We start from the raw sequence: 26,323 nt of genomic DNA on the forward strand, positions 1-26,323 counted from the left end.
TGCAACAGGGCACCCCTCCTTGTGGAGAGGTGCCCTGTTAGGGATGCCGGAACTCAGGCGCTCTTGGGAGCGTTGACGTTCTCGGGGAGAGCCTGCTTCGCCGTCGCGACGAGCGAGGCGAAGACGGCCGGCTCGTTGACGGCCAGCTCGGCGAGCATGCGGCGGTCGACCTGCACGCCGGCAAGGCCCAGGCCCTGGATGAATCGGTTGTAGGTGATGCCGTTCTGACGGGCAGCGGCGTTGATGCGCTGGATCCACAGGCGGCGGAAGTCGCCCTTGCGCTTACGACGGTCGCGGTAGGCGTAGACGAGCGAGTGGGTGACCTGCTCCTTCGCCTTGCGGTACAGCCGCGAACGCTGTCCGCGGTAACCGGACGCGCGCTCGAGGATGACGCGACGCTTCTTCTGGGCGTTGACAGCCCGCTTTACTCTGGCCATTTCGTTTCGTTCCTAACCTTCGAGTCCGGGTGCTCAGCGACCGAGCAGCTTCTTGGCGACCTTGGCGTCACCCGGGGCGAGGACCTGGTCCTGCGACAGGCGACGGGTGCGCTTGGTGGGCTTCCCCTCGAAGTTGTGGCGGAGGTTCGCCTGCTGCTTCATGAGCTTGCCGGTGCCGGTGATCTTGAAGCGCTTCTTGGCACCCGAGTGGGTCTTCTGCTTCGGCATCTTCTCGTTCCTTCTGATCTCGCCCGGGGGCGGGGTGGGATCCCGCCGGAGCGGGAGTCTGATCCCGCACGGCGTGCGGGAAGTCGGGTTATTCGGCCGGCGCCTCGGCGTCGCTGCGCGGAGCGCGCGCGGCTTCCTTATTGGCGGCGCGCTGCGCGTTCTGCTCGGCCTTGGCCTCGGACTTGTTCTTGTGCGGTGCGACCACCATGGTCATGTTGCGTCCGTCGATCGTGGGGTTGGACTCCACGGTCCCGAACTCGGCGACATCCTCGGCGAACTTGCGGAGGAGGCGCACGCCCTGCTCGGGGCGGGACTGCTCCCGGCCGCGGAACAGGATCATGGCCTTGACCTTGTCGCCGGCCTTCAGGAAGCCTTCGGCGCGCTTGAGCTTGGTCTGGTAGTCGTGAGCCTCGATCTTCAGGCGGAACCGCACCTCTTTGAGGACGGTGTTGGCCTGATTGCGTCGGGCCTCTTTCGCCTTCTGCGCGTTCTCGTACTTGAACTTCCCGTAGTCCATGATCTTGACCACGGGGGGCTTGGAGTTGGGGGCGACCTCGACCAGATCGAGATCGGCCTCCTGAGCCAGACGCTGTGCAACCTCGATACGGACGACGCCGACCTGTTCGCCGTTGGGGCCGACGAGTCGGACCTCGGGAACGCGGATGCGCTCATTGGTGCGGGGATCGCTGATGCGGAACTCCTCTTCGGTGGCGGTTGGCATCCCGCGACACGGTGCGACGCGGGGCGATCGAAGAACCACCCACCAGCGACGGCGCGCGAACGCCGGCTTTCCGCACCCGGTCCGTTTCCGGCGACCCCGACCGCAGCGCGGCCGAGGCGGAGTGCTTGACCCGGTAGCCTGGAGCGGCAAGCGCGGGTGGGATGTGATCCTCTTTCGGAACGGAGCAGAACGCTCCGAGCCCGCTGAAGTCTACCAGAGAGTGCGAGCAGCCAGCATCGACATGGATACCCGAGACGATTCCGTGCCCGCGGGCGATTCCCGACCCGCGCAGTGGGAGGAGCAGGATGCCGCGGCGTCGGCGGCCACGCGAGACATCGCCGACGTTCCCGCGGTGGAGGTGATCACCACGACGGCGGTGCACCTGATGAGCGCGGCGGCCGTGAAGGTGGGCCTCGCCGACGACCCCGCCCGGCAGGTCGACCTCGACGAGGCGCGCAAGCTCATCAATGCCCTTGCGGGACTCATCACCGCCGGGGCCCCCGAGATCAGCGACATGCACGCCCGGTCGCTGCGCGACGGCCTGCGCTCACTGCAGCTGGCGTTCCGCGAGGCGTCCGTCATTCCCGATCCCATCGGCAAGGGACCCGGCGAGAAGTGGACGGGTCCGGTGACCTGATCCGGCCGGCCGGAGATCAGGCGCTGCGACGCAGCTTGATCGTCAGGGAGTCGACGAGCACGGCGACGCGATCATCGGCTGCCCACCGTTTGGCGAGTCGCGCCAGGACGGCGTCGAGCTCCCCCCGGTCCAGACCCTGGACCAGCTCGAGCTCGACGACGAGCTCCGGGCCCCGCAAACGCGCCGTGGGGTCCCCCGGCGCGAGCGAGAAATCGATGACCGCCAGTTCGCTCGCCACGCTCTCGCGGAGGCCCGCGTACACCTCGGGCGAGGTGTAGCTCGGTTCCCAGCCCTGACCCTGCGCGATCGCCCACACGGCCGGCCGGCGCAGCACGAACTCCGTCGGTGAACCCGGGTCGATCACGATGAGCTCGGTGTCCTCGGCGGCGACGGCGAGAGCGGTCCGCACCCCGTCAGCCGGAACCGGGCGGGCGGCGGCGTCCCATCGCGTCATGGCCTCGACGGAGGTGAAGACGGGGAGGACGCGTCGACCGTCGGGGGCCGCCACCGACACGATGGACAGCTCCTGCGTCTTGTCCACAGCCAGGCCGTGCGCACCCACGCCCTCGTCGCCCTTCTCGGCGATGAGCGGGATGAGGAGCCGCGCGGACCGGTAGGCGTCCACCACCGCGCGCTCGTCACCCTCGCCCCGCCCGAACGCCTCGAGGGCTGCGAGAAGCCGCGGGTCGGCACGGCCGTCGTCGCCGGCATGTGGGTTGGGCTGGAAGGCGCGCCCCTCCCAGGGCACCCCGGCCGAGTCGGCGGCAGCGGCGTGATCGTGGGGCGGGTCAGTGTCCGGCGACATCCAGCGCCTCACGCAGGGTGAAGGCCCCGGCATACAGCGCCTTGCCGACGATCGCACCTTCCACGCCGAGGGGAACCAGCTCGCGGAGGGCGGCGATGTCATCGAGGCTCGACACGCCGCCCGACGCCACGACCGGCTTCGGGGTGCGCGCCGTCATCTCGCGCAGGAGCTCGAGGTTCGGGCCGCGGAGGGTTCCGTCCTTGGTGACGTCGGTGACGACGTAGCGGCTGCAGCCCGCGCTCTCGAGGCGCGTCAGCACCGTCCACAGGTCGCCGCCGTCGCGCGTCCAGCCGCGCGCGGCCAGGGTTGTGCCGCGGACGTCGAGGCCGACGGCGACGAGCTCGCCGTAGCGCCCGATCACATCCGCCGCCCACTCGGGGTTCTCCAGCGCTGCCGTGCCGAGGTTCACCCGGGCGGCACCGGATTCGAGCGCGGCGTCGAGCGAGGCGTCATCACGGATGCCACCGGAGACCTCGACCTGGACGCCGCGGACCTGCTTGATGACCTTGCGCAGGACCCCGGCGTTGCTTCCTCGCCCGAAGGCGGCGTCGAGGTCGACGAGGTGGATCCACTGGGCTCCCTGGCGCGCCCAGTCCAGCGCCGCATCGACGGGGTCGCCGTAGTTCGTCTCGCTGCCGGCCTCACCCTGTGTCAGTCGTACCGCTTTGCCCCCCGCCACATCGACGGCGGGGAGGAGGGTCAAAGCGGGCGTGGACGCGAAATCGTTCATGGCTCCCTGACGGGTCGTGGGGCGCGGAGGGTCACCGCGCGAAGGCACGGTTTCAGAGGGTAGCCCTGCGAAGGCCCGTGATCCAATTGGCCAGCAGCCGGATGCCGGCCGCCCCCGACTTCTCCGGGTGGAACTGCGTGGCCGAGAGCGGCCCGTTCTCGACGGCGGCCAGGAACGGCTCCCCGTAGGTCGTCCAGGTCAGCGCCGGCTGGGGGAAGGGGTCGTGAACCTCGAGCTCCCAGCTCTTGGCCGCGAACGAGTGCACGAAGTAGAAGCGCTCGTCGGCGAGCCCGGCGAACAGCCGACTCTGCGGATCGGGTGTGACGGTGTTCCACCCGATGTGCGGGAGCACCGGCGCCTCGAGCTGCGTCACCTCGCCCGGCCACTCGCCGAGCCCGGCCGTGTCGACGCCGCGCTCGCGCCCCCATTCGAAGAGGACCTGCATGCCCACGCAGATGCCGAGGACGGGAAGCCCGCCGGCCAGTCGACGCTCGATGAGCTCATCGCCTCGCCGCGCGCGGAGCGCTTCCATCACGGCCCGGTACGCTCCGACACCCGGCACCACGAGGCCATCGGCATCGCGCACCAGTCCGGGGTCGGCGGTCAGACGGGCGTCGGCGCCGGCTTCGACGAGCGCCTTGACGGCGCTGTGGACGTTGCCCGACCCGTAATCGAGGACGGCGACGAGCGGACGGTCGCTCACAGGGCTCCCTTGGTGCTGGGAATGCCCTCGACCAGGGCGTCCCACGCCTTGGCAGCCCGGAACGCGCGGGCGAACGCCTTGTACTCCGCCTCGGCGATGTGGTGGGGATCACGTCCGCTCAGCACCTCGACGTGGAGGGTGAGTCCACCGTGGACGGCGAGGGCTTCGAAGGTGTGCCGGACCAGCGAGCCGGTGAAGTGGCCGCCGATCAGGTGGAGCTCGAATCCCGCCGGCTCGCCCCCGTGCACGAGGTACGGCCGCCCGCTGATGTCGACGACCGCGCGCGCGAGCGCCTCGTCCAACGGCACCATCGCGTCGCCGTACCGGGAGATCCCCGCCTTGTCGCCGAGCGCCTGTCGGATGGCCTGGCCGAGGACGATCGCGGTGTCCTCCACCGTGTGGTGCGCGTCGATGTCGGTGTCGCCGTGGGCGCGGACGGTGAGGTCGGTCAGGGAGTGCTTCGCGAAGGCCGTCAGCATGTGGTCGAAGAACGGAACCGTGGTCTGGATGCTGCTCCGACCGGTGCCGTCGAGATCGAGCTCCACCTCGACGGTGGACTCGCTCGTCGCGCGACGAAGCGACGCGGTACGCGCAGGACGGGTCATGCGCCCGAGTCTATCGACGCCAGGGCGTCCAAGAAGGCGGTCGTCTCCTGGTCGGTGCCGGCCGTCACACGCAGGTGGTTCGGGATGCCGACGTCGCGGATGAGCACGCCCCGGTCGTAGAGCGCCTGCCACGTCGCCGCGGGGTCTGCCACGCCCCCGAAGAGGACGAAGTTGGTCCAGGACTCGTAGGGTTCGAAGCCGAGAGCGGACACCGTCGCCGAGATCCGGTCGCGCTGCGCGACGATCTCATCCACCATCCGCAGCATCGTGGGGGCGTGCTGCAGGGCGGCAGTTGCCGCAGCCTGGGTCAGCGCGCTCAGGTGGTACGGCAAGCGCACCAGGCGAAGAGCGTCGATGACGGCCGGATCGGCAGCGAGGTAGCCCACCCGCGCGCCGGCGAAGGCGAAGGCCTTGCTCATCGTGCGCGAGACGACCAGTCGCGGGCGGTCGGGCAGGAGTGTCACCGCGGACGGGGCGTCGTGGGGTGCGAATTCCACGTAGGCCTCGTCGACGATGACGATACCGCGGGCGGCGTCGTAGACCGCGTCGATGACGTCGAGCGGCAGGGGTGTTCCGGTCGGATTGTTCGGTGCGCACAGAAAGACCACATCGGGTTCGGCCTCGGCCACCTGTGCGGCGGCGGACTCGGCTGACACCGTGAAGTCGTGCGCGCGGCTTCCCGTCTGCCAGGCGGCACCGGTCCCCCGCGTCAGGAGGGGATACATCGAATACGTCGGGGCGAACCCGAATGCGGTGCGCCCCGGGCCGGCGAACGCCTGCAGGAGATGCTGGAGGACCTCGTTCGACCCGTTGGCCGCCCAGATCTGCTCGCGGACGAGACCGTGGCCGAGATAGTCGGCCAGGTGCTCTCTCAGGCCCGTGAACTCTCGATCGGGGTAGCGGTTCACGTCGCGCAGCGCGATCGCCACGGCGTCGAGGATGTCGTCGGCCACTTCCGCGGGAACGGGGTGGGTGTTCTCGTTGACGTTCAGCGCCACCGGCAGCTGAGCCTGCGGGGCCCCGTAGGGAATCTGCCCCCGGAGGTCGTCGCGGATCGGGAGGTCATCGAGCGTCGCACTCACCCTTCCCATCGTACGGCGCCTCGCGCGTCGGTCCCCCGGGTCAGTCGGCGTACTCCGCGGGGATCGCCAGTTCCTGCCCGGCCGACACCAGACCCGCATCGAGGCCGTTCAGACGACTGAAGGCCGCCACCACGTCTCGGGGGTCGGCCGCCGGAGCCACTCGCTCGGCGATCGCCCAGAGCGAGTCACCCGCCTGCACCGTGACGGTGTCGAAGGAGCCCACCGTCGCACCATCGGCGCGAGTGGCGAGGGCCGACCCGCCGCTGATCATCGCCACGCTCAGCGCGACGACGGCGGGGAGCGCAGCGAGGAAGGCGAGAACACGACGCCCGCGCGCGGTCAGCCGCAGCCTCGTCGCGCCGCCGCCGACGCTGGCCATCGTGCCCGTCATCGCGCCGGACATGGTGTCCGTCGAAATCGTGATCGCGCTCATCGTGTGCTCCCGTTCCCGGCTGAGCCGGTGTCGTTTCGGGTCTGGGTTCGCATCCGCCCGTCGGCCGGGACCGGCGGATGCGAACCTCTCTTCCGAATCTATCTTCGATGTGAAATGCTGTCAAGGAGGTCGGAATCCGTCGAACGATCGAACGCGACACGCGAGCGACGTCCGGTGGACACCCATCGGAACCGGATACGGTTTCGACGAGGACACCTCACCACCGACCTCCGACATTCGAAGACGCGACGATCGCGCCGCGGGGGCCCGGGAGGATTCCGGGGAGACAGGAGCAGACATGAGCGAGCCGAACACCAAGCCGCAGACGCGGCGGCGCAAGAGCCTGAGCGACAAGCAGATGGCCATCCTCGAGGTCATCCAGCGCTCGATCGCCCGCCACGGCTATCCGCCGAGCATGCGCGAGATCGGCGACGCCGTGGGCCTGAAGTCGCTGTCGAGCGTCACCCATCAGCTGAACCAGCTGGAGTTGAGCGGATACCTGCGGCGCGACCCGGGCAAGACCCGGGCCATGGAGGTGCTCATCGACCTCCCGGGCACCGCCGCGGAGAACCCCGACGATCGCGCCCCGGCCGTCGGCGACGCCGCACTCGTCCCCCTCGTGGGACGGATCGCCGCCGGCGTCCCGATCACGGCCGATCAGCATGTCGAGGAGGTCTTCCCCCTTCCCCGCCAGCTGGTCGGCAAGGGCGAGCTGTTCATGCTGAAGGTCGCCGGCGATTCGATGATCGACGCGGCCATCTGCGACGGCGACTGGGTCGTCGTGCGTGCGCAGGGAACGGCCGAGAACGGTGAGATCGTCGCGGCCATGCTCGACGGCGAGGCAACCGTGAAGACCTTCCGGCAGCGTGACGGCCACACCTGGCTGCTCCCCCGCAACACCGCCTTCGAGCCCATCCTGGGCGACGAGGCGATCATTCTGGGTAAGGTCGTGGCGGTCCTCCGCGCAGTCTGACCTCTTCGCCTCCCCGGGGCATGGAGGCCGATCGCCCGCCGGCGCGTAGCGTGGAGGTCATGGTCGAGCCTCTCCCCCGCGACTCCGCGTCCACCGCAGCCCGCACGCTCCCGTTCGGCACATGGCCCTCCCGCATCACGTCGGAGGCGGTAGCGGCTGCTTCGCCCCGGCTGGACGGCGCCCTCTTCGTCGGCGATGAGATCTGGTGGGCCGAGACGGTCCCCGAAGAGCAGGGGCGGACGGCCATCCGGCGCTCACCCCGGGCATCCGGCGCGGACGGACGGATCGACACGCTGCTTCCCGCTCCCTGGAGCGCCCGCTCGCACGTTCACGAGTACGGCGGTGGAGCGTGGAGCGCCACGCCGGAGGGCGGACTGGTGTTCGTGGAGAAGTCGGATCAGCGGGTGTGGCTCCTCACTCCCGGATCGGCGCCCGTCCCGCTGACCCCGGCCGTGTCGGGGCAGGCGCTCGGGGGACTCCGTATGTCCCAGGGACGGCTGCTCGCCGTCCGAGAGGTGCACGGCGCGTCCGTCAGCCACGACATCGTCCAGATCCCTCTCGACGGGTCGGCCGCCGACGACATCGACCGTATGGCCTCGTTGACGGCGGGGAGCGACTTCGTCGCGCAGCCCACCCTCTCCCCGGACGGATCCACCCTCGCCTGGCTCGCGTGGGATCACCCGCACATGCCCTGGGACCGGGCCGAGGTACGGGTACGACGGGTCGACGACGCAGAACCTGCGGGGCGTCGCGTCGCCGGAGGCACGTCCGCCGCCCTCCAGCCCGAATGGACCGCCGACGGCGACCTGCTGTACGCCGACGACGCGAGCGGGTTCTGGAACCTCCACCGCCTCGCTCTCTCGGGCGCGCGACCGACGGTGATCGCCCCCGATGAACGCGACACCGGCGGTCCGCTGTGGGTGCTCGGATCGCGGTGGTTCGCTTCCCTCGCCGACGGGGTCGTGGCCGTGCGCACGCGCGGCCGGGACGAGCTCGTCCACATCTCGTCGGACGGCGTCGTCACCGTCATCCCGCTCCCCGCGGTCGGCAGCCTCCTCGTGGAGGATGCCGCCGGCACCGACGTCCTGGTGTCGGGGAGCCCCGAGGACGCTCCCGCCGGACTGTGGCGGATCGATCTGCGCGAGCCGTCCCGCCCGGGCGTGCACCTCCTCACCGGCGGACGCTGGAACGACGCGGACGTCTCGGCCTGGGTGCCCCGTCCTCGACAGTTCACCGTCGACGGTCGCCACGGGGTGGTGCATGCGGTCGACTTCCCGCCGACCCACCCTCAGGTGAAGGGGACGCACGACACCCTCCCGCCATACGTCGTGCTCGTTCACGGCGGTCCGACCGCCCACGCCGCCGGGGTGGTGAGTCCGAAGACGGTCTTCCTGACCTCGCGGGGAATCGGCGTCGTCGAGGTCAACTACGGCGGCTCCAGCGGTTTCGGCCGCGATTACCGCGAACGACTGCGCGGACAGTGGGGCGTCGTCGATGTCGATGACGTCGTCGATGTCGCCCGCGCCCTCGCCGCCGACGGCACCGCCGACCCCGCCCGCATCGCGATCGCCGGCGGATCGGCGGGCGGCTGGACGGTGCTCGGGGCACTCGTCGCCTCCGATGCGTTCAGCGCCGGCATCTCGCGTTACGGCGTCGCCGATGCCCGGCTGCTCGCGGCCGAGACCCACGATTTCGAAGCGCGCTACCTCGACGGCCTGATCGGGCCGCTGCCCGACAGCGAAGCGGTCTACCTCGAGCGGTCACCGCTGACCCACGCCGACCGCATCCAGGCTCCCGTGCTGCTGCTGCAGGGGGCCGATGACGAGGTCGTCCCGCCCTCGCAGTCGGAGGCCATCCGCGACGCGCTGCGCGCCGGAGGCGTGCCGCACGCCTACGTCCTCTACCCGGGCGAAGGACATGGATTCCGGCGGAGCGAGACCGTCGTCGACATGGTCCGCACGGAGCTCGCCTTCCTGGGCGCCGCCTTCGGATTCACCCCTCACGACGTCGCACCGCTCGACCTCGAGTCAGGCGCCTGACCGCGGGGACCCGAACGCCCGGCCTGTCAGATCCGGAACGGTGCGAGTTCGGCTGCGAGTCGTTCACCGACGTGCGCGTGGAGGTATGTTCCCTCCGCACGGTGCTCCTCGGTGAGAATGAGACCGGAGTCGTGCACGGACGAGACCAGGTCGCCCCGGTCGTACGGAACGACCGCCTGCACCTCGACCGCGGGCAGCGGCAGTGCCTCTTCGATCGCGGTGCGGAGTTCTTCGATCCCCTCCCCTGTGCGAGAGGAGACGAAGTGCGCGTCGGGCGCGAGGCCCCGCAGCACCAGCCGGGTGTCATCGTCGATGAGATCGGCCTTGTTGAACACCACGATCTCGCGCGTATCGCGCGCACCGACATCGCCGATCACGTCCCGCACGGTCTGCAGCTGCGCACCCGGGTCGGGGTGCGCGCCATCGACGACATGCACGATCACATCAGCGCCTCCGACCTCCTCGAGGGTGGAGCGGAAGGCCTCCACGAGCTGGTGCGGGAGGTTTCGGACGAAGCCGACGGTGTCGGAGATCGTATAGACCCGGCCGTCGGATGTCTCGGAGCGGCGCACCGTCGCATCCAACGTCGCGAACAGGGCGTTCTCGACGAGCACGCCCGCGCGGGTCAGCCTGTTGAGCAGACTGGACTTCCCGGCGTTGGTGTACCCCGCGATCGCCACCGAGGGGATCGTGTTGCGTTTGCGCTCGGCCCGCTTGGCATCGCGCGCAGGGGCGAACTGACGGATCTGACGTCGCAGGTGCGCCATCCGCGTACGGATGCGGCGCCGGTCGAGTTCGATCTTCGTCTCACCCGGGCCGCGTGAGCCCATGCCGGCACCCGCGGCGCCCACCTGGCCACCCGCCTGACGGCTCATCGACTCACCCCACCCGCGCAGTCGCGGGAGGAGGTACTCGAGTTGGGCGAGCTCGACCTGAGCCTTGCCCTCGCGACTCTTGGCGTGCTGACTGAAGATGTCGAGGATGACGGCGGTGCGGTCGATCACCTTCACCTTCACGACGTCTTCGAGCGCGCGCCGCTGACTCGGGGCCAGCTCGGCGTCGGCGACGACGGTGTCCGCACCGGCGGCGGCGACGATGTCGCGGAGTTCCTCGGCCTTGCCGCGTCCGACATAGGTCGCCGGATCGGGGTTCGGGCGACGCTGCAGCACACCGTCGAGGACGACGGCGCCCGCCGTCTCGGCGAGGGCGGCCAGCTCGCGCAGCGAGTTCTCCGCTTCCTCCTGCTCACCCTGGGGGTGAACGCCCACCAGCACGACGTTCTCCAGTCGCAGCTGTCGGTACTCGACCTCCGTGACGTCTTCGAGCTCGGTCGAGAGCCCGGGTACGCGACGCAGCGCCGCCCGCTCCTCACGATCCCACTGGTCGCCGTCCGAATCGTCGGAGACGACCGTCGAGGCGTCCTGGAGCGCCTGGGCGGGAGCCAAAGTGCGCGATGCGGCGTCGGGGAAGGTGGTGGTCCGCACGCCGGTGCGCGGCTCCGCGCGCGCGAGCACGCGCTCGACCGGGTCGACGGCGTCGTCGGTGGGGGTCTGTTCTGTCATGGGGTCCTTCCGGATGATCCGCGAATGTGGTGCAGGCGCCTGGCGGGACATCCGTCTGCGGAAAGGGATTCGTCGACTCTAGCCTCCCGCGTCGGAGACCACCTCCGCTACGCTCATGAGCCATGGGGAGCGACCACTATTTCAGCGCGTCGCCCGCCAGCCCCGAGAATCTGCGTCGCGTACGCGTGGTGCTCGCCGGCCGGGAGGTGGAGCTCACCACCGCGGGAGGGGTGTTCAGCCCCGACCGGCTGGACGGCGGAACCGCGGTACTGCTCGCCAACACGCCGCCCTCACCGCCGGGCGGCAATCTGCTCGATCTCGGGTGCGGGTGGGGGCCGATCGCGTTGTCTCTCGCGATGACCTCGCCGCATGCGACCGTCTGGGCGGTCGACGTCAACGAACGGGCCCTGGACCTGGTACGCCGAAACGCCCAGTCCCTCGGGCTCGATAATGTCAACGCCGTGACGCCCGATGATGTTCCCGATGACATCGCCTTTCGCACCATCCGCTCCAACCCTCCGATCCGGGTCGGCAAGTCCGAGCTCCACGGTCTGCTGGAGCGGTGGATCCCCCGACTGGATGAGCGGTCCGACGCGTGGCTCGTCGTCCAGCGCAATCTCGGGTCGGATTCGCTGCAGCGATGGCTGGCGGCGACACTCGAGCCGGGATTCTCTGTGCACCGGGCTGCCACGGGGCGGGGATTCCGCGTCATCCGGGTGCGCCGCCACGGCACGCCGCCGACCGGGGCGATCACACTCCCCTGAGTCGTCGCGATCAGGGCCGTCGCGATCAGGCGAGGGTGATCTCGCCGGTGAAGACCAGCGCGGCCGGGCCCGACAGCAGGACCCGCCCTTCCACCATGCGCACCGCGAGAGTCCCGCCAGGCACCTGGACGCTCCACCGATCAGGTGCTCCCCGCCCGGCCCAGTGCCGAACGGCGAGAGCGGTCGCGGCGACCCCGGTGCCGCAGCTGAGGGTCTCTCCCACTCCGCGCTCGAACACCCGCATCCGGATGATCCCCATCCCCTCGCGCACGAGAGGGTCGGCAGGGACGACGAACTCGATGTTCGCGCCGGCCGGCGGTTCGGGGTGGAGCATCGGGCGGGCGGCGAGATCGAGCCGCTCGAGCTCGCCCTCGGACTGCAGCGCCACCACGACGTGCGGATTGCCGACGTCGATGCCGAGCCCTGGCCGTGGGATGTCCAGTCCCCGCGCGCGCACGAGGGTCTCCTCGGGCTGCACCGACCACTCACCGAGATCGACCTCGTAGCCGAGCTCGCTGCGGGTGAGCGTCTTCGCTCCCGCTCGCGTGCCGATGGTCACGGGTCCGTCGAAGTGGGCGAGACCGGCGTCTTCGAGATAACGCGCGAAAACGCGGATGCCGTTGCCGCACATCTCCGCCGCAGAGCCGTCGGCATTGCGATAGTCCATGAACCACTCCGCAGCGGCGGTCGCCGCGCCCTCGGCAAGTGATGCGCTCCGGACCACGCGCAGGATGCCGTCGGCGCCGATGCCGAAGCGGCGGTCGCACAGGACCGCGACCTGGTCATCTGAGAGCTCGAGCCGGCCGTCGGGGTCTTCGACGATGACGAAGTCGTTTCCCGTGCCGTGGCCCTTCGTGAACGGCACCGCGTGAGGCATGACCCCAGCCTAAGCGCCCGCCGCGGGAGACTCCGCCCGGGGACTCAGTCCTCGATCAGACGCTTGCCCGTCGCCCAGGTATCGAAGTGCTCGAAGCCGAGGGCCTCGTAGAAGCCCTGGGCGACTCCGTTCTCCGGCCTCACCATCAGCTGCAGCTTGGGGCATCCCATCTCCAGGAGAAGCTCCTCGGCCCGCTCGACCAGGCTTCGGGCGATGCCCTCTCCGCGTCGGTGCGGGTCGCTCGCGAGGTAGTACAGCCAGCCGCGATGACCGTCATAGCCGGCCATGACCGTGCCGATGATGTGATCGTCGTCCGCCGCGACGAGGAAGAGCTCAGGCTGGACCCGGAGTTTGCGGCTGATGTCCTGGTACGGGTTGTTCCAGGGCCGGGTGAGACCGGTGGACTGCCAGAGGAGGACGACCGCGTCGGTGTCGCCCGGAGCGAAGGACCGGATCTGCAGGCTCATGCCATCGAGCCTGCCAGACTCTCGCCCGCCGTCGCGCCGTCCATCCACGAGACGTCCTCGTACCGGCGGAACCACGACACCTGGCGCCGGGCGTAGCGACGCGTGAGCGCCTGCGTCTGCGAGATCGCCGCCTCACGATCGAGCTCGCCGCGCACCTGGGCCAATGCCTGCGCGTAGCCGATGGCCCGCGGCGCCGTGGTGCCCTGCTCGAGGCCCGCGCGTCGGAGAGCCCTCACCTCGTCGAGCAGCCCCTCGTCCCACATCCGGTCGACCCGCCGATCGAGGATGTCGACCAGTTCGCCACGGTCTCGCTCGAGGCCAAGGAGCCGGGTGCGGGGGTACCAGAGCGTCTGCGCCGCGGGGAGCGTGCCGCCGTGGGTGCTGGCCCCCTGCGCGATCACCTCGAGGGCTCGAAGGACCCGTCGCGTGTTGCGGGGGTCGATCCGGGCGGCGGCTGCCGGGTCTGCGCTGCGCAGCCGGTCGTGCAGCGCGGCGGGTCCGTGCCGGTCGAGCTCGGCCTCGAGGTCGTCTCTCAGCGCCTCGTCGCGCGCCGGGAACCGGAAGTCGAACAGGACCGCCGAGACGTAGAGGCCCGATCCGCCGACGAGGACCGCGTCCGCGCCTCGCGCGTGGAGGGAATGGATGACCTCGCGTGCGGCGGACTGGTACCAGGCCACGGCTGCGTCGTCGGTGACCTCGAGCACGTCGAGGAGGTGATGGGGGATGCCGCGGCGCTCCCCCTCGGGGATCTTGGCGGTTCCGATGTCCATCCCGCGGTACAGCTGCATCGCGTCCGCTCCGACGATCTCCGCATCGCGACCCGCGGCACGCAGCGCCTCGACGAGGTCGAGCGCGAACGCCGACTTGCCGGTGCCCGTCGCACCGATGACAGCCCAGAGGCGGGGTCCTTCGGCAGGCGCCCGGTCGGACGGGGAGGCGTCGGGCGTGGTGTTCACTCGCCGACGCGGAGGGTGGGAAGACCCAGCGAGACGGGTCGCGGTGCTCCCGCGTCGACACCCGGGGCCGGCACCCCGCACGACTCCGCCTGAGCCCTGTCCCACGCGTCGCCCGCACGGGTGCGTCGGATGCGGAGCCGATCGCCGGCGGGTGCGTCGGCGAGCAGATGGAAGGGGGCCGCGTGGGTGATGGTCGCCGTCACCACGTCACCGGGACGAGGGAGGGCAGAATCTGCCGGCACCTCGAAGTGGACCAGTCGGTTGTCCTCGGCGCGTCCGGTCAAGCGGTGGGTGGCCGCATCCTTCTTGCCCTCGCCGCTGGAGACCAGCACCTCGACCTCGCGACCGAGCTGCCGTCGGTTCTCGTCGAGACTGATCCGCTCCTGGAGGGCGATAAGACGCTCGTACCGCTCCTGCACCACGGACTTCGGCACCTGGTCCGGCATCGTCGCCGCCGGGGTGCCCTCGCGGATGGAGTACTGGAAGGTGAAGGCACTGGCGAAGCGCGACTGCTCGACGACGCGGAGGGTGTCTTCGAAATCCTCGTCGGTCTCGCCGGGGAAGCCCACGATGATGTCGGTGGTGATGGCCGCGTGCGGGATGCGGGCGCGCACCCGGTCGAGGATGCCGAGGAACCGCTCGCTGCGGTAGGACCGTCGCATCGCCTTGAGGATGCGGTCGCTGCCCGACTGCAGCGGCATGTGCAGCTGCGGCATGACCGCGGGGGTCTCCGCCATCGCATCGATGACATCGTCGGTGAAAGCTGCGGGATGCGGGCTGGTGAAGCGGATCCGCTCGAGACCGTCGACGCCGCCGGCGGCGCGCAGGAGCTTGCCGAAGGCCTGCCGGTCACCGAATTCGACGCCGTAGCTGTTGACGTTCTGGCCGAGGAGGGTGACCTCGATCGCGCCGTCCTCGACCAGCATCCGGATCTCGCTCAGGATGTCACCGGGACGGCGATCCTTCTCCTTGCCGCGCAGGTGGGGGACGATGCAGAACGTGCAGGTGTTGTTGCACCCGACGGAGATCGAGACCCAGCCGCTGTGGATGTGGTCGCGCTTGGTGGGAAGCGTCGACGGGAACACCTCGAGGGCCTCGAGGATCTCGAGCTCAGCCTCCTCGTTGTGGCGCGCACGCTCGAGCAGGCGCGGGAGCGAGCCCATGTTGTGGGTGCCGAAGACGACGTCCACCCACGGAGCCTTGTCGAGCACCGTCTGCTTGTCCATCTGCGCCAAGCATCCGCCGACGGCGATCTGCATCCCCTCGCGGATGTCCTTCCGCGACTTGAGGTGCCCGAGCGTGCCGTAGAGCTTTCCTGCGGCGTTGTCGCGCACGGCACACGTGTTGATCACCACCACGTCGGCTTCCTCGCCGGGCTGCGCGCGGAGGTATCCCGCACTCTCGAGCGAGCCCGACAGGCGTTCGGAGTCGTGCACGTTCATCTGGCAGCCGAAGGTCCGCACCTCGTAGGTGCGAGCGCTGCCGTCCTGAGCCACGGCAGCGGGCGAGGGGGCGACCAGCGTGGGCGCGGAGGAGGGAGTAGACATCGTGCCTGCAATTCTAGGAGCCCGGATTATCCGAGCCGAAATCCCCCGGACCGCCACCCTCCTCGCCGGCCGTCACCCGCGCTCGCGTGCCTCCTGGAGGGCCGTCCGCGCCGCCGTGAGCGCCGAGGAGCCCCCGAATCCACGACGGGCGAGCTGGCCCGCGAGCCGTCGCAGAGCCACGTCGGGATCGAGCCGGACGAGGCTCCGCGCCTTCCCCCGGGCGAATTCCAGAGCCCGCTCGTCATCGTCGTCGGGCAGCTCCGCCAGCGCCGCATCGGCGACAGCGCGGTCGACCCCGCGCTGCGCGAGACGCCGGGCGATGGCCCGGCGGCCCTCGCTCTTGCGGGCCACACCGCTCCACACGACCTGCTCGGCGAGGCGGTCATCGTCGAGGTAGCCGCGCTCACAGAAGGTCGCGACCAGCTCGGCGGCCGCCTCGCGACTCAGCCCGCGTGAGACGACGAAGGCCTCCGCCTCACGGATCGAGAGCCCCCGGGCGCCGAGCCGCCGCAGGAGGGCCCGCTCCACCGCCGCCGGGTCGACGGAGTCCTCGGTGTCGGTGTCGGTGTCGGTGTCGGTGTAGGTGTAGGTGTAGCGGCTCGACGGGTCCGCAGGCGAGGTGTCAGGCGTCGATCCGGTGAAGAGCGGGATGACGGGGGCGAGGTCTCCCTCGCCCCCGCTCTCGACGAAGCGGACCATCAGGCCGGGCGACGCGCCGCGAGCTCATCGGCGACGGCGCCACCGCGGGGCTGGCCGATGCCGAGCTTGTCCTTGATCTTGGTCTCGATGTCGGCGGCGACGTCGTCGTTCTTGAGGAGGAAGTTCCGGGCGTTCTCCTTGCCCTGGCCGAGCTGCTCCCCGTCGTAGGTGTACCAGGCGCCCGACTTCTTCACGATCCCGTGCTCGACACCGAAGTCGATGAGGCTTCCCTCTCGCGAGATGCCGACGCCGTAGAGGATGTCGAACTCGGCCTGCTTGAACGGCGGCGCCATCTTGTTCTTGACCACCTTGACGCGCGTGCGGTTGCCGACGGCCTCGGTCCCGTCCTTGAGCGTCTCGATGCGACGGATGTCCAGGCGCACCGACGCGTAGAACTTCAGCGCCTTTCCACCGGCGGTGGTCTCGGGCGATCCGAAGAACACACCGATCTTCTCGCGCAGCTGGTTGATGAAGATCATCGTGGTGTTGGTCTGGTTGAGCCCACCGGTCAGCTTGCGAAGCGCCTGCGACATGAGTCGCGCTTGCAGACCGACGTGGGAATCGCCCATCTCACCCTCGATCTCCGCCTTGGGCACGAGTGCCGCGACGGAGTCGATCACAACGAGGTCGATCGCTCCCGACCGGACGAGCATGTCGGCGATCTCGAGCGCCTGCTCGCCGGTGTCGGGCTGGGACACCAGCAGCGAATCGATGTCGACTCCGAGCTTCTTGGCATAGTCGGGGTCGAGGGCGTGCTCGGCGTCGATGAACGCGGCGATCCCGCCGGAGCGCTGCACGTTCGCGATCGCGTGCAGGGTGAGCGTGGTCTTACCGGAGGACTCCGGACCGTAGATCTCGATGATGCGGCCGCGGGGAAGGCCGCCGACGCCGAGGGCGACGTCCAACGCGATGGAGCCGGTGGAGATGACCTCGACCGGAGCGCGCTCGTCACCGCCGAGGCGCATCACCGAGCCCTTCCCGAACTGCCGGTCGATCTGGGCGAGAGCCGTCTCGAGGGCTTTCTCGCGGTCGGCGGGTGATGGCATGGCGTGCTCCTTCTGCTCGCGTTCCGTCGCCTGTAGGCTGCCGCGCTCTGCACCGGATGGCGCGGATGCTGCGGCAAGGCGGAGGGGTCGTTCGACACGTTTCACGGTACGAGGGGCCTCCGACATCGGCCGTCGGCCCGGACCGTTCCGTGGATAACCACCGTGCGACCCCTGCTGTGCAGGAGCCTACGCCGATCTCGAACGCATCTTCGACGACACGCCGCGTCGATCAGCCGCGCCGCGGCTCCAGCCGTCCCACGCCGTACCAGCGCTCGGGCGGCACATCGGCCGCGGAGCACAGAGCACGCCACACCTCGCGCGGCGGCGTTCCTGCTGCCAGGGCCTCGGCGGCCGTGCGGTCACCGAGCTCCGACAGCACCAGGTCGGCCGTCAGCGAGGAACCTCGAGGTCCGAACTCCGCTTCGACCGCGCGCTGGAACTCGCTGCGCCGCATGAGTGCCCGCGCGTCAGCGCAGTGAGAGCTCGGCGTCCACGGACGCGACCAGGTCGTCGGGCACGACGTCGGGGAAGGCCTGCAGGCCCTCGAGGACGGCGATGCGATCACCCACTTCGCGCATGATGGTGGAGATCGGGACATCCAGCGCTTCGGCGACCGACGCGAGGATCTCGCTCGACGCCTCCTTCTGCCCGCGCTCGACCTCGCTCAGGTATCCGAGGGCGACGCTTGCACGACTGGCGACCTGGCGGAGGGTGCGCCCCTTCTGCTGGCGGAGGTCACGCAGGACTTCGCCGATCTCGTGACGTACCAGGATCATGTGGGTCCCCTCCTTACCGTTGATTCCGCCGCTGTCCGGGAGGACAACGGTACAACACCGATGCAGTCACACTAATCCCGTGCGCTGGGTGATGGGTGGGAATCACCGAATGTAACCGAGCGGAAACACGACATGTTCCCGATCCGTCGATCACGTCCGTGCCCGCACCTCGTCGAGGGCCCGGCGGACCGTCTCCGCGCGTATCTCCGCCCGCGTCCCGTGAAGATCGAGGGGCACCACGACCGAGGTGTCGGGGGTGCGGATTCCGACGAAGACGGTACCCACCGGCTGGCCGTCCTGCGGGTCGGGCCCCGCGACGCCGGTCGTGGAGACGCCGACGTCCGCGCCGAGGCGGTCCCGCACGCCACCCGCCATCTGGAGCGCCACTTCGGGATCCACCGCCCCGCGGGCGTGGAGCAGGGTGTCGTCGACGCCGAGGAGGTGATGCTTCAGATCCGTGGCGTACGCGGTCACTCCCCCGCGCACGAGAGAAGACGCTCCCGGTACCGAGACCAGGGCTGCGACGAGCAGTCCACCGGTGAGGGACTCCGCGACGGCGATGGTCCAGCCGCGGTGCGCGAGAGCATGCAGGAGAGCGGATGCCGCGGCATCCCCCTCCCCTCCGGATCGACCGTCCGGAAGGTCGGGGTCCCGGCTCGTCACGAGCCGCCCCGGGCGCGGCGCGCGCCGCGCACCTCGCTGATGACGTAGTCGATGCCGCTGGCGATGGTGAGGATCACGGCGATCGCCATCGTCACGCCGTTCACCCACCAGATCCACTCGCCGACGAGCGCGGCCAGCGGCAGCAGGGCCAGCGACAGGGCGACCGACTGCGCGACGGTCTTGAGCTTGCCCATCCAGGCTGCGGCGAGCACGTGATCGCTGACGACCATGAACCGGTAGACCGTGATCCCGATCTCGCGCACCAGCACGACGATGGTGATCCACCACGGCAGCTCGCCGAGGATCGACAGGCCGATGAAGGCGAACCCGGTGAGCACCTTGTCCGCGATCGGGTCGAGGAGCTTGCCGAGGTCGGTGACGATGTCGTGGCGTCGGGCGATCCACCCGTCGACGCCGTCCGTGGCGATCGCGACGATGAACAGCGCCGCCGCCCACCACCGCAGCGCTCCGTCCGCGCCGTCGTCGATGAGGAGCATCGCGAGGAACACGGGTGCGACGAGGATCCGCACCACGGTGATGATGTTCGGCAGCTGCCGCGGCACGGCCATCAGTCGCGCCCCGTCAGATCCCACGCGTCTTCGCCGGCGTCGGCGTCGACCACGGGAAGGCCCGCGAACTGGGCGTCGACAGGATCGACCTCATCCTCAGGCACATCCTCCCCGCGCAGCCTCGCGAGGACGCCCGGCAGCTGCTCGGCGGTGACGAGGACATCCCGGGCCTTCGAACCCTCCGACGGACCCACGATCTCCCGCGACTCGAGCAGGTCCATCAGCCGACCGGCCTTGGCGAAGCCGACGCGCAGCTTGCGCTGGAGCATCGAGGTCGAGCCGAACTGGGTGGAGACAACGAGCTCCGCCGCGGCCAGGAGAAGCTCGAGGTCGTCGCCGATGTCGGCGTCGATCTCCTTCTTCTCCGCCGCCACAGCGACATCCGGCCGATACTCCGGGCGCGCCTGCTGGGTGACGTGCTTGACGACCTTCTCGATCTCGGATTCGCTCACCCAGGCACCCTGCACACGGAGCGCCTTCGAGGTGCCCATCGGCAGGAACAGTCCATCGCCCTGACCGATCAGCCGGTCGGCGCCGGGCTGATCGAGGATGACCCGGGAGTCGGTGACGCTCGTCACCGCGAAGGCGAGCCGCGAAGGAACGTTGGCCTTGATCAGACCCGTCACGACGTCCACCGACGGCCTCTGGGTCGCCAGCACCAGGTGGATGCCGCTCGCGCGCGCCAGCTGGGTGATGCGCACGATCGAATCCTCGACGTCGCGGGGCGCGACCATCATGAGGTCCGCGAGCTCGTCCACGACGACGAGCAGGTAGGGGTAGGGCTTGAGCACCCGCTCGCTGCCGGCCGGCAGCTGCACCTCCCCGGCGCGGACGGCGCGGTTGAAGTCATCGATGTGACGGAAACCGAACGACGCCAGGTCGTCGTACCGCATGTCCATCTCCTTCACCACCCACTGCAGCGCCTCCGCCGCTTTCTTGGGGTTGGTGATGATGGGCGTGATCAGATGCGGGACGCCCGCGTAGGAGGTCAGCTCCACGCGCTTCGGGTCGATGAGGACCATCCGGACATCGGCGGGCTTCGCGCGCATGAGGAGGCTCGTGATCATCGAGTTCACGAAGCTCGACTTGCCCGACCCGGTGGAACCGGCCACGAGCAGATGGGGCATCTTCGCGAGGTTCGCCACGACGTACCCGCCACCGACGTCCTTGCCGACGCCGATGGTCATCGGATGGGTCGACTGGGTGGCCGCTCCCGAGCGCAGGACATCGCCGAGCGTGACGATCTCGCGGTCGGTGTTGGGGATCTCCACGCCGATCGCGCTCTTCCCCGGGATCGGGGCGAGGATGCGCACCTCGTTCGATGCCACGGCGTAGGCGATGTTGTTGGTCAGGGCGGTGATGCGCTCGACCTTGACCCCGGGGCCTAGCGAGATCTCGTACTGCGTGACCGTCGGTCCACGCGAGAAGCCGGTGACCCGCGCGTCGACCTGGAACTGATCGAGGACACCGGTGATCGCCGCCACGACGGCGTCATTGGCGGCCGAGCGTTCACGGTGCGGCGTCCCGGCGGCGAGCGCCGCGACCGAGGGCAGGCGGTAGGGGGCGTCCGACGAGGTGAGCCCGCCCTCCGTCCCGAGGCCGGAGAGTCCGGGGAGCTCGTTCTCGGCGTCGTCGGGAGCGGCATCGTCGCGCAGAGCCGTCGGCTCGCCGCTGCGGGGCGCGGCGGGGAGGGGCGGACGAGCGGGGATGATCTCGGTGACGGCGTCTGCGGGGGGCGCGACGGGTGTGATCGCCTGCTCGAAACCGCCTTCGGCCGCCCCGGGCGTCAGGAGCGCGGTCAGATCGTCCGAGGACAGGTCGCTTTCGACGTCCTTTTCCCGGCCGGTACGGTTGCGACGCCACCACGGCAGTGCGTCGGTGCGCTCGTCGTCGCCGTCGCCGTCGCCGTCGGCCTCATCACCGGGTGTCCCCGGTGCGCGCTCCGGCGCAGGGTCGGCGCCGAACATCCAGGCGTAGAGCTCTCCCAGCCGTCGTCCGATCCGGTTCGGCGGAGTCTTGGTGAGGATGAGGATGCTCAGGATCACCAGCAGGCCGAGGGCGATGCATCCCCCGACGTCGGTCAACAGCAGCGCGAGCGGCTCGCCCACCATCCAGCCGAGCACGCCGCCGGCCTCGCTGAGGGCGGGAAGCCCCTGCCGCGGTTCGGGGCGGCCGCCCAGGACGTGACAGAACCCCGCGACGGTCAGGACGAACAGGGCGAAGCCGATCCCGATGCGCCCGTTGTCATGCACGGACGGGGGATGACGGAACAGCCACCCGGCCAGCAGGATGAGGAAGACCGGCAGGATGAACGCTTCCCGTCCGATCAGTCCGCCGGCCGTGTAGGCGCTGATCGTACGGGCGACATCGGACCCGATGAAGAACCACTCCACCACCGCACCGGCGACCGCGAGCAGCACCAGCAGGAACGGGAAGCCGTCGCGGCGCTGGTCCTTCTCGAGCGACTCCAGCCCGAAGGCGCGGAAGAGACCGCCGACGCCGTGGGCGAGACCCAGCCAGGCACGCACGACCACGGGGGCACGTTCGGCGTCGTCGACGTAGGCCTTGGGTGCGGGCGCGGCTTTGCGGGCGCGCGTCGGGGCGCCCTTCGCGGGCGCTCGACCGCTCTTGGTCGGGCTCGAACTCCTGGCCATGGTTCGAGCGTAGGCGCCATCACCCGCCTTCCCCCGGAGCGACCCCCCGAAGGGGGACGTTCGGGGGCGGCCGCAGCTCAGCGCAGGCGCTTGACCATCGTGTCGCGCCCCATGCCCGACTGGGTGACGGCGAATCCCTCGGAGCGGTAGAGCGTCGCGGCGTAGTTGCCGCGTTCGACGCTCAGACTGAGTCTCGACGAGCCCCTGCTGCGCGCCTGGTCGGCGAGCTGGCGCAGCAGCTCCCGTCCCACGCCCTGCGCCCGCCACATCGGCTTCACACCGATGATCAGCTCGGGCACCCCGGTGCCGACGTAGCCGAAACCCGGATCGCTGCGCGGGAACACGCGATACCAGGCGGCGCCGACGGCCTCGTCGTGATCGGCGAGCGCCACGAAGCCCTCGTCGCCCGGACGCATCCATCCGGCCACGTACCTGCTGAACTCCTCGCTGGCCAGGATCGCGTGCCGAGGACGCGCGCCTCCCTGCCGCCAGTTCGCCGCCTCCACGACCATGTCGGCCAGGAACCCGCCGTCGGCCTGCACGGCCGGACGGAGGCGGTAGGCGGCGGGCATGCGGTGATTGTAGGACGTCGGCGCGGCGGCGCGCTCTCGATCAGGCCTCGATGACCAGCGGCACGATCATCGGCCGCCGACGCAGCGACTGGTTGACCCAGCGTCCGATCGTGCGCCGCACGACCTGGGAGAGCGCGTGGCTGTCGCGCACACCCGACTGCGCCGCCTCGGTCAGGGCCGCGGCGATCTTGGGCTTCACCCCTTCGAAGACCTTGTCGTCCTCAGCGAATCCGCGCGCGTGGATCTCGGGCCCGCTGATGATCTTCCCGGTCGCGGCGTCGACGACGATGATGACCGAGATGAATCCCTCTTCGCCGAGGATGCGGCGATCCTTGAGGTCGGCCTCGGTGATCTCGCCGACGGTCGAGCCGTCGACGTAGACGAAACCGAGGTCCAGCTGCCCGACGACGTCGGCGACGCCGTCGCGGAGGTCGACGACGGTGCCGTTCTCACCGATGATGGTCCGTTCCGGCGCGATGCCGGTGTCCTGAGCGAGCCGGGCGTTGGCCATCAGGTGGCGGTACTCGCCGTGCACGGGCAGGACGTTGCGGGGCTTCAGGATGTTGTAGCAGTACAGCAGTTCGCCCGCCGCGGCATGACCGGAGACGTGCACCTGGGCGTTGCCCTTGTGCACCACGTTCGCACCGAGCTTGGTCAGCCCGTCGATCACGCGGTAGACGGCGTTCTCATTGCCCGGGATGAGGCTCGAGGCGAGGATGACGGTGTCGCCCTCCCCCGGCTCGATCTCGTGGTCGAGGTTCGCCATCCGGCTGAGGACCGCCATGGGCTCGCCCTGCGAACCCGTCGACATGTAGACGATCTTGTCGTCGGGGAGGTCACGGGCCTTCTTGTAATCGATCAGCACTCCCTCGGGCACGTGGAGGTAGCCGAGGTCGGACGCGATCGTCATGTTGCGCAGCATGCTGCGCCCGAGGAGGGCCACCCGCCGACCGTGCGCCGCGGCGGCGTCGAGGACCTGCTGCACGCGGTGGACGTGACTGGAGAAGCTCGCCACGATCACCCGGCGCGGCGCCCGGGCGATGACCTGGTCGAGCACGGGACCGATCGAGCGCTCCAGCGGCGTGAAGCCCGGGACATCCGCGTTGGTGGAGTCGACCAGGAAGAGGTCCACGCCCTCCTCGCCCAGGCGGGCGAAGGCGCGCAGGTCGGTGAGGCGTCCGTCCAGCGGCAGCTGGTCCATCTTGAAGTCGCCGGTGGCGAGGACCGTTCCGGCCGGGGTGCGGATGGCCACGGCGAGCGCGTCGGGGATCGAGTGGTTGACCGCGACGAACTCGAGATCGAAGGGGCCGGCCTTCTCCTTCTGTCCCTCGGCCACCGTGAGGCTGTAAGGCTTGATGCGGTGCTCTTTGAGCTTCGCCTCGACGAGGGCGAGAGTCAGCGACGATCCGATCAGGGGGATGTCGCTCTTCAGCCGCAGCAGGTAGGGCACGGCGCCGATGTGGTCCTCGTGGCCGTGGGTGAGGACGACGCCGACGATGTCGTCGAGGCGGTGACGGATCGGCTCGAAGTCGGGGAGGATCAGGTCGACGCCCGGCTGGTGCTCCTCGGGGAAGAGCACGCCGCAGTCGACGACGAGGAGCTTGCCGTCGAACTCGAAGACGGTCATGTTCCTGCCGACCTCGCCGAGACCGCCCAGGGGCGTGACGCGGAGGGTGCCTGCGGACAGGGCGGGGGGATCGAAGGGGGTGGTGGGCATCTCTCGCCTTCCTGCCGCGCGTAGCGCGGCGGTCGCGGGCTCGTCGAGAGCCGCGGGGGGTTATCGCGTGGTACCCGACACCTTCGGCAGTGCGCCGCCGGCGGCGGCGTTGCGGTCGGGTCGGAAGTTGGAGAAGTCGGCGCCGGGAACCTCGGAGACCAGCGCCAGTTCGTCTTCGATGCGCGCGGCCTCCCATTCTTCGGGGCCGACGAGCGGCAGACGGACGCGGGGGCTTCCGATGCGTCCGAGCCCGTGGAGGATGTACTTCGCCGCGACCGTGCCCGGCACGTGGGTCATCACCGCACGGACGAGGGGCTCGAGCTTCTTGTGCGCCGCCGTCGCCGCGCCGAGGTCACCGCTGTTCACCGCGTCGACGATCACCCGGTAGGGCTGAGCGGCGATGTTCGCGGTGACCCCGATGAGCCCGGTGGCACCGATCGACAGGTGCGGCAGCACATTGGCGTCATCGCCGGAGAAGTACATCAGGTCGGTCTGGTTCAGCACGCGGCTGACCTCGCTGAAGTCGCCCTTGGCGTCCTTGATCGCCAGGATGTTCGGGTGCTTGGCCAGTCGCAGGATCGTCTCGTAGCGGATCGGCACACCGGTTCGGCCGGGGATGTCGTAGAGGATGACGGGGAGGTCGGTGGCATCGGCGACGAGACGGAAGTGCGTGAGGATCCCCGCCTGCGTGGGCTTGTTGTAGTAGGGCGTGACGATCATGATGCCGTCCGCGCCGGCGCGCTCGCTGGCCTTGTAGAGCTCGATCGCGTGAGCGGTCTCGTTGGAGCCGCCGCCGGTGATGATGCGGGCGCGGCCCGCCGCGACATCCTTCCCCACTTCGACCAGCCGGATCTTCTCGGCGTCGGTGAGGGTGCTGGTCTCCCCCGTCGTGCCGGTGACGACGATGCCGTCGGCGCCGGCGGTGATGCACGAGTCGATGTGCTTCTCCACGGCCGGCCAGTCGACCTCGCCGTCGGCGGTCATCGGAGTGACCAGCGCGACGAGCACCTGTCCGAAAGGATTGCCCGTGTGCGTCATGCCCCCAGGCTATCGCCCGCGGATGCGCGCGATCAGCGGCCGGCGGCCGTCGGAGCTGCGACGGACGCATGATGCGTGGTGCACGTGGCGACCCAGGGGGCCTGAGGGGCTCGCCGGGGCGGGTCGACCATGCAACCGTCGCAGCTCACCCGGCGAGGCGAGCGAGGATCGCCCGCTGCACGCGCGGCCAGTCGTAGATCACCAGTGCGTAGTCGAAGCGCAGCGTCTCGTAGCCCAGGGCCGCCGCCTGAGCGTCGCGAACGAGGTCCTTGTGCCGGAGGGACGGTCCCTCGTGGTTCTGCCGTCCGTCGATCTCGAGGATCACACGGTCGTCGATGAAGAAATCGACGACACCGACCGTATGCACGAAGACCTGCGAACGCACGGCGATCCCCAGGCGGTGCAGCCGCAGACGGACCAGGGACTCCAGTCCGCTGTCGGCGTCGGCACGCACGAAGTCGACCAGCCACCGGAACCTGGCCGACACCCGCGACCGCACCTCTGCGCGATCCGCGCGCGTGAGCAGCCCCTGCCGCAGCGCGGACTCCAGAGCACAGAAGAGGGCCTCGCCGCCCAGGCAGGGCGCGACCTGGACGAGCGCCTGCACGAGCGAGACGACGCCGAAGGCCGAGCCGCCGGCATCGCGATGATCGATGCAGCGGCACGACGAGTGGGGATGTCGCCGACCGCCCGGACCCAGCCAGACGTGCAGGAGGACGCGGTCATCGAGCGCCCAGATTCCGAGATGGCGGAGCGCGGATGCGCAGCACAGCTCTCCGCCGTGGGCGGCCGCGGCGAGCACGAGAGGCTCTGCGTCGGTCACGGCGAACACCCCGGGCCGAACGCGCGTGATGACTCCGCGGTCAGCGGCACGTGCGAGCGACGACCGGGTGGCACCGTATGCTTGAAGCTGCCGCCCGCGTGTGACACCTCCGTGCGAACGGATCACCCCTGCGATGGCATGTGCGTTCATGAGCCCAGGGTGGAGAGGCGCATCCCCGGCGCGGGGCCCGTCAACCCGAA

29 protein-coding genes are annotated in these 26,323 nt (G+C 69.9%); 4 read left to right on the forward strand and 25 right to left on the reverse strand.

Annotated elements, in window-relative coordinates:
* Nucleotides 1-53: 53 nt before the first annotated feature.
* The 3 genes from rplT to infC all read right to left on the reverse strand — a co-directional run bounded on the left by rplT (nucleotide 54) and on the right by infC (nucleotide 1,386).
* On the reverse strand, nucleotides 54-437 hold the full coding sequence (gene rplT / locus HDC37_RS06095; protein ID WP_124292938.1) for a 50S ribosomal protein L20: 384 nt from the start codon (nucleotides 435-437) through the stop codon (nucleotides 54-56).
* Between the two features lie 33 nt (nucleotides 438-470).
* The gene (gene rpmI / locus HDC37_RS06100) at nucleotides 471-665 is read right to left on the reverse strand and encodes a 50S ribosomal protein L35 (protein WP_124292937.1); all 195 of its coding nucleotides are present in this window, start codon (nucleotides 663-665) and stop codon (nucleotides 471-473) included.
* Between the two features lie 88 nt (nucleotides 666-753).
* Nucleotides 754-1,386 carry a translation initiation factor IF-3 gene (gene infC, locus HDC37_RS06105; protein WP_124292936.1) on the reverse strand — a complete coding sequence of 211 codons (633 nt, stop codon included), beginning with the start codon at nucleotides 1,384-1,386 and terminating at the stop codon, nucleotides 754-756.
* Nucleotides 1,387-1,627: 241 nt separating this feature from the next.
* On the opposite strand from infC, the gene HDC37_RS06110 reads away from it, so the two are divergent.
* Complete coding sequence (locus HDC37_RS06110) at nucleotides 1,628-2,023, forward strand: DUF1844 domain-containing protein (RefSeq protein ID WP_179559486.1); 396 nt, start codon at nucleotides 1,628-1,630, stop codon at nucleotides 2,021-2,023.
* A gap of 16 nt (nucleotides 2,024-2,039) precedes the next feature.
* Here HDC37_RS06110 and HDC37_RS06115 read toward each other — a convergent pair whose 3' ends face one another.
* Genes HDC37_RS06115 through HDC37_RS06140 form a run of 6 tightly spaced genes read right to left on the reverse strand, consistent with a single transcriptional unit; the run spans nucleotide 2,040 to nucleotide 6,351 of the window.
* Complete coding sequence (locus HDC37_RS06115) at nucleotides 2,040-2,828, reverse strand: SseB family protein (RefSeq protein ID WP_179559487.1); 789 nt, start codon at nucleotides 2,826-2,828, stop codon at nucleotides 2,040-2,042.
* Nucleotides 2,812-3,558 carry a bifunctional 1-(5-phosphoribosyl)-5-((5-phosphoribosylamino)methylideneamino)imidazole-4-carboxamide isomerase/phosphoribosylanthranilate isomerase PriA gene (gene priA, locus HDC37_RS06120; protein WP_179559488.1) on the reverse strand — a complete coding sequence of 249 codons (747 nt, stop codon included), beginning with the start codon at nucleotides 3,556-3,558 and terminating at the stop codon, nucleotides 2,812-2,814. Before priA ends, HDC37_RS06115 begins: the two co-directional genes overlap by 17 nt.
* Nucleotides 3,559-3,610: 52 nt before the next feature.
* Nucleotides 3,611-4,261 carry an imidazole glycerol phosphate synthase subunit HisH gene (gene hisH / locus HDC37_RS06125; protein WP_179559489.1) on the reverse strand — a complete coding sequence of 217 codons (651 nt, stop codon included), beginning with the start codon at nucleotides 4,259-4,261 and terminating at the stop codon, nucleotides 3,611-3,613.
* Nucleotides 4,258-4,866 (reverse strand): imidazoleglycerol-phosphate dehydratase HisB, encoded by a 609-nt coding sequence (gene hisB, locus HDC37_RS06130; protein ID WP_179559490.1) that lies wholly within the window; start codon nucleotides 4,864-4,866, stop codon nucleotides 4,258-4,260. Before hisB ends, hisH begins: the two co-directional genes overlap by 4 nt.
* Nucleotides 4,863-5,957: a histidinol-phosphate transaminase gene (locus tag HDC37_RS06135; RefSeq protein ID WP_179559491.1), complete on the reverse strand. Its 1,095-nt coding sequence runs from the start codon at nucleotides 5,955-5,957 to the stop codon at nucleotides 4,863-4,865. Before HDC37_RS06135 ends, hisB begins: the two co-directional genes overlap by 4 nt.
* A 31-nt stretch (nucleotides 5,958-5,988) precedes the next feature.
* Nucleotides 5,989-6,351, reverse strand: a complete 363-nt coding sequence (locus HDC37_RS06140; RefSeq protein ID WP_179559605.1) for a LysM peptidoglycan-binding domain-containing protein — start codon at nucleotides 6,349-6,351, stop codon at nucleotides 5,989-5,991.
* A gap of 328 nt (nucleotides 6,352-6,679) precedes the next feature.
* Here HDC37_RS06140 and lexA point away from each other — a divergent pair, with 328 nt between their 5' ends.
* Both lexA and HDC37_RS06150 read left to right on the forward strand, forming a co-directional pair.
* A complete protein-coding gene (gene lexA, locus HDC37_RS06145; RefSeq protein ID WP_179559492.1) occupies nucleotides 6,680-7,354 on the forward strand; it encodes a transcriptional repressor LexA in 675 nt (224 codons plus the stop codon).
* A 59-nt stretch (nucleotides 7,355-7,413) separates the two neighbouring features.
* Entirely contained in the window at nucleotides 7,414-9,393 is a 1,980-nt protein-coding gene (locus HDC37_RS06150) for a prolyl oligopeptidase family serine peptidase (protein ID WP_179559493.1), read from the forward strand.
* Nucleotides 9,394-9,419: 26 nt separating this feature from the next.
* Here the strand turns inward: HDC37_RS06150 and hflX are convergent, their stop codons facing one another.
* Nucleotides 9,420-10,955, reverse strand: a complete 1,536-nt coding sequence (gene hflX / locus HDC37_RS06155) for a GTPase HflX (protein ID WP_179559494.1) — start codon at nucleotides 10,953-10,955, stop codon at nucleotides 9,420-9,422.
* A 122-nt stretch (nucleotides 10,956-11,077) separates the two neighbouring features.
* Here hflX and HDC37_RS06160 point away from each other — a divergent pair, with 122 nt between their 5' ends.
* The gene (locus tag HDC37_RS06160; RefSeq protein ID WP_179559495.1) at nucleotides 11,078-11,719 is read left to right on the forward strand and encodes a class I SAM-dependent methyltransferase; all 642 of its coding nucleotides are present in this window, start codon (nucleotides 11,078-11,080) and stop codon (nucleotides 11,717-11,719) included.
* Between the two features lie 25 nt (nucleotides 11,720-11,744).
* Here HDC37_RS06160 and dapF read toward each other — a convergent pair whose 3' ends face one another.
* The 15 genes from dapF to HDC37_RS06235 all read right to left on the reverse strand — a co-directional run bounded on the left by dapF (nucleotide 11,745) and on the right by HDC37_RS06235 (nucleotide 26,273).
* Nucleotides 11,745-12,596 carry a diaminopimelate epimerase gene (gene dapF / locus HDC37_RS06165; protein ID WP_179559496.1) on the reverse strand — a complete coding sequence of 284 codons (852 nt, stop codon included), beginning with the start codon at nucleotides 12,594-12,596 and terminating at the stop codon, nucleotides 11,745-11,747.
* Nucleotides 12,597-12,640: 44 nt separating this feature from the next.
* On the reverse strand, nucleotides 12,641-13,063 hold the full coding sequence (locus HDC37_RS06170; RefSeq protein ID WP_179559497.1) for a GNAT family acetyltransferase: 423 nt from the start codon (nucleotides 13,061-13,063) through the stop codon (nucleotides 12,641-12,643).
* Nucleotides 13,060-14,019, reverse strand: coding sequence for a tRNA (adenosine(37)-N6)-dimethylallyltransferase MiaA (gene miaA, locus HDC37_RS06175; RefSeq protein WP_179559498.1), 960 nt, complete (start codon nucleotides 14,017-14,019; stop codon nucleotides 13,060-13,062). The genes HDC37_RS06170 and miaA overlap by 4 nt, the downstream gene beginning before the upstream one ends.
* On the reverse strand, nucleotides 14,016-15,566 hold the full coding sequence (gene miaB / locus HDC37_RS06180) for a tRNA (N6-isopentenyl adenosine(37)-C2)-methylthiotransferase MiaB (protein WP_179559499.1): 1,551 nt from the start codon (nucleotides 15,564-15,566) through the stop codon (nucleotides 14,016-14,018). The genes miaA and miaB overlap by 4 nt, the downstream gene beginning before the upstream one ends.
* Before the next feature lie 72 nt (nucleotides 15,567-15,638).
* Nucleotides 15,639-16,265: a regulatory protein RecX gene (locus HDC37_RS06185; protein WP_179559500.1), complete on the reverse strand. Its 627-nt coding sequence runs from the start codon at nucleotides 16,263-16,265 to the stop codon at nucleotides 15,639-15,641.
* Nucleotides 16,265-17,311 carry a recombinase RecA gene (recA, locus tag HDC37_RS06190; protein WP_179559501.1) on the reverse strand — a complete coding sequence of 349 codons (1,047 nt, stop codon included), beginning with the start codon at nucleotides 17,309-17,311 and terminating at the stop codon, nucleotides 16,265-16,267. Before recA ends, HDC37_RS06185 begins: the two co-directional genes overlap by 1 nt.
* Nucleotides 17,312-17,540: 229 nt before the next feature.
* On the reverse strand, nucleotides 17,541-17,765 hold the full coding sequence (locus HDC37_RS06195) for a DUF3046 domain-containing protein (RefSeq protein ID WP_179559502.1): 225 nt from the start codon (nucleotides 17,763-17,765) through the stop codon (nucleotides 17,541-17,543).
* A gap of 13 nt (nucleotides 17,766-17,778) precedes the next feature.
* Nucleotides 17,779-18,087, reverse strand: a complete 309-nt coding sequence (locus HDC37_RS06200; RefSeq protein ID WP_179559503.1) for a helix-turn-helix domain-containing protein — start codon at nucleotides 18,085-18,087, stop codon at nucleotides 17,779-17,781.
* Nucleotides 18,088-18,237: 150 nt separating this feature from the next.
* The gene (locus HDC37_RS06205) at nucleotides 18,238-18,750 is read right to left on the reverse strand and encodes a CinA family protein (RefSeq protein WP_179559504.1); all 513 of its coding nucleotides are present in this window, start codon (nucleotides 18,748-18,750) and stop codon (nucleotides 18,238-18,240) included.
* A complete protein-coding gene (gene pgsA / locus HDC37_RS06210; protein ID WP_179559505.1) occupies nucleotides 18,747-19,319 on the reverse strand; it encodes a CDP-diacylglycerol--glycerol-3-phosphate 3-phosphatidyltransferase in 573 nt (190 codons plus the stop codon). Before pgsA ends, HDC37_RS06205 begins: the two co-directional genes overlap by 4 nt.
* Nucleotides 19,319-21,973: a DNA translocase FtsK gene (locus HDC37_RS06215; protein WP_179559506.1), complete on the reverse strand. Its 2,655-nt coding sequence runs from the start codon at nucleotides 21,971-21,973 to the stop codon at nucleotides 19,319-19,321. The genes pgsA and HDC37_RS06215 overlap by 1 nt, the downstream gene beginning before the upstream one ends.
* A 77-nt stretch (nucleotides 21,974-22,050) precedes the next feature.
* Nucleotides 22,051-22,545 (reverse strand): GNAT family N-acetyltransferase, encoded by a 495-nt coding sequence (locus tag HDC37_RS06220; RefSeq protein WP_179559507.1) that lies wholly within the window; start codon nucleotides 22,543-22,545, stop codon nucleotides 22,051-22,053.
* Between the two features lie 40 nt (nucleotides 22,546-22,585).
* Nucleotides 22,586-24,262, reverse strand: coding sequence for a ribonuclease J (locus HDC37_RS06225; protein WP_179559508.1), 1,677 nt, complete (start codon nucleotides 24,260-24,262; stop codon nucleotides 22,586-22,588).
* 60 nt (nucleotides 24,263-24,322) lie between these two features.
* Entirely contained in the window at nucleotides 24,323-25,300 is a 978-nt protein-coding gene (gene dapA, locus HDC37_RS06230; RefSeq protein ID WP_179559509.1) for a 4-hydroxy-tetrahydrodipicolinate synthase, read from the reverse strand.
* Nucleotides 25,301-25,445: 145 nt separating this feature from the next.
* Nucleotides 25,446-26,273, reverse strand: coding sequence for a type IV toxin-antitoxin system AbiEi family antitoxin domain-containing protein (locus HDC37_RS06235; protein ID WP_179559510.1), 828 nt, complete (start codon nucleotides 26,271-26,273; stop codon nucleotides 25,446-25,448).
* Between the last annotated feature and the right edge of the window lie 50 nt (nucleotides 26,274-26,323).

This window comes from Microbacterium sp. AK009 (genome assembly GCF_013410955.1).
In the GTDB taxonomy this organism is placed as follows: Bacteria; Actinomycetota; Actinomycetes; order Actinomycetales; family Microbacteriaceae; genus Microbacterium.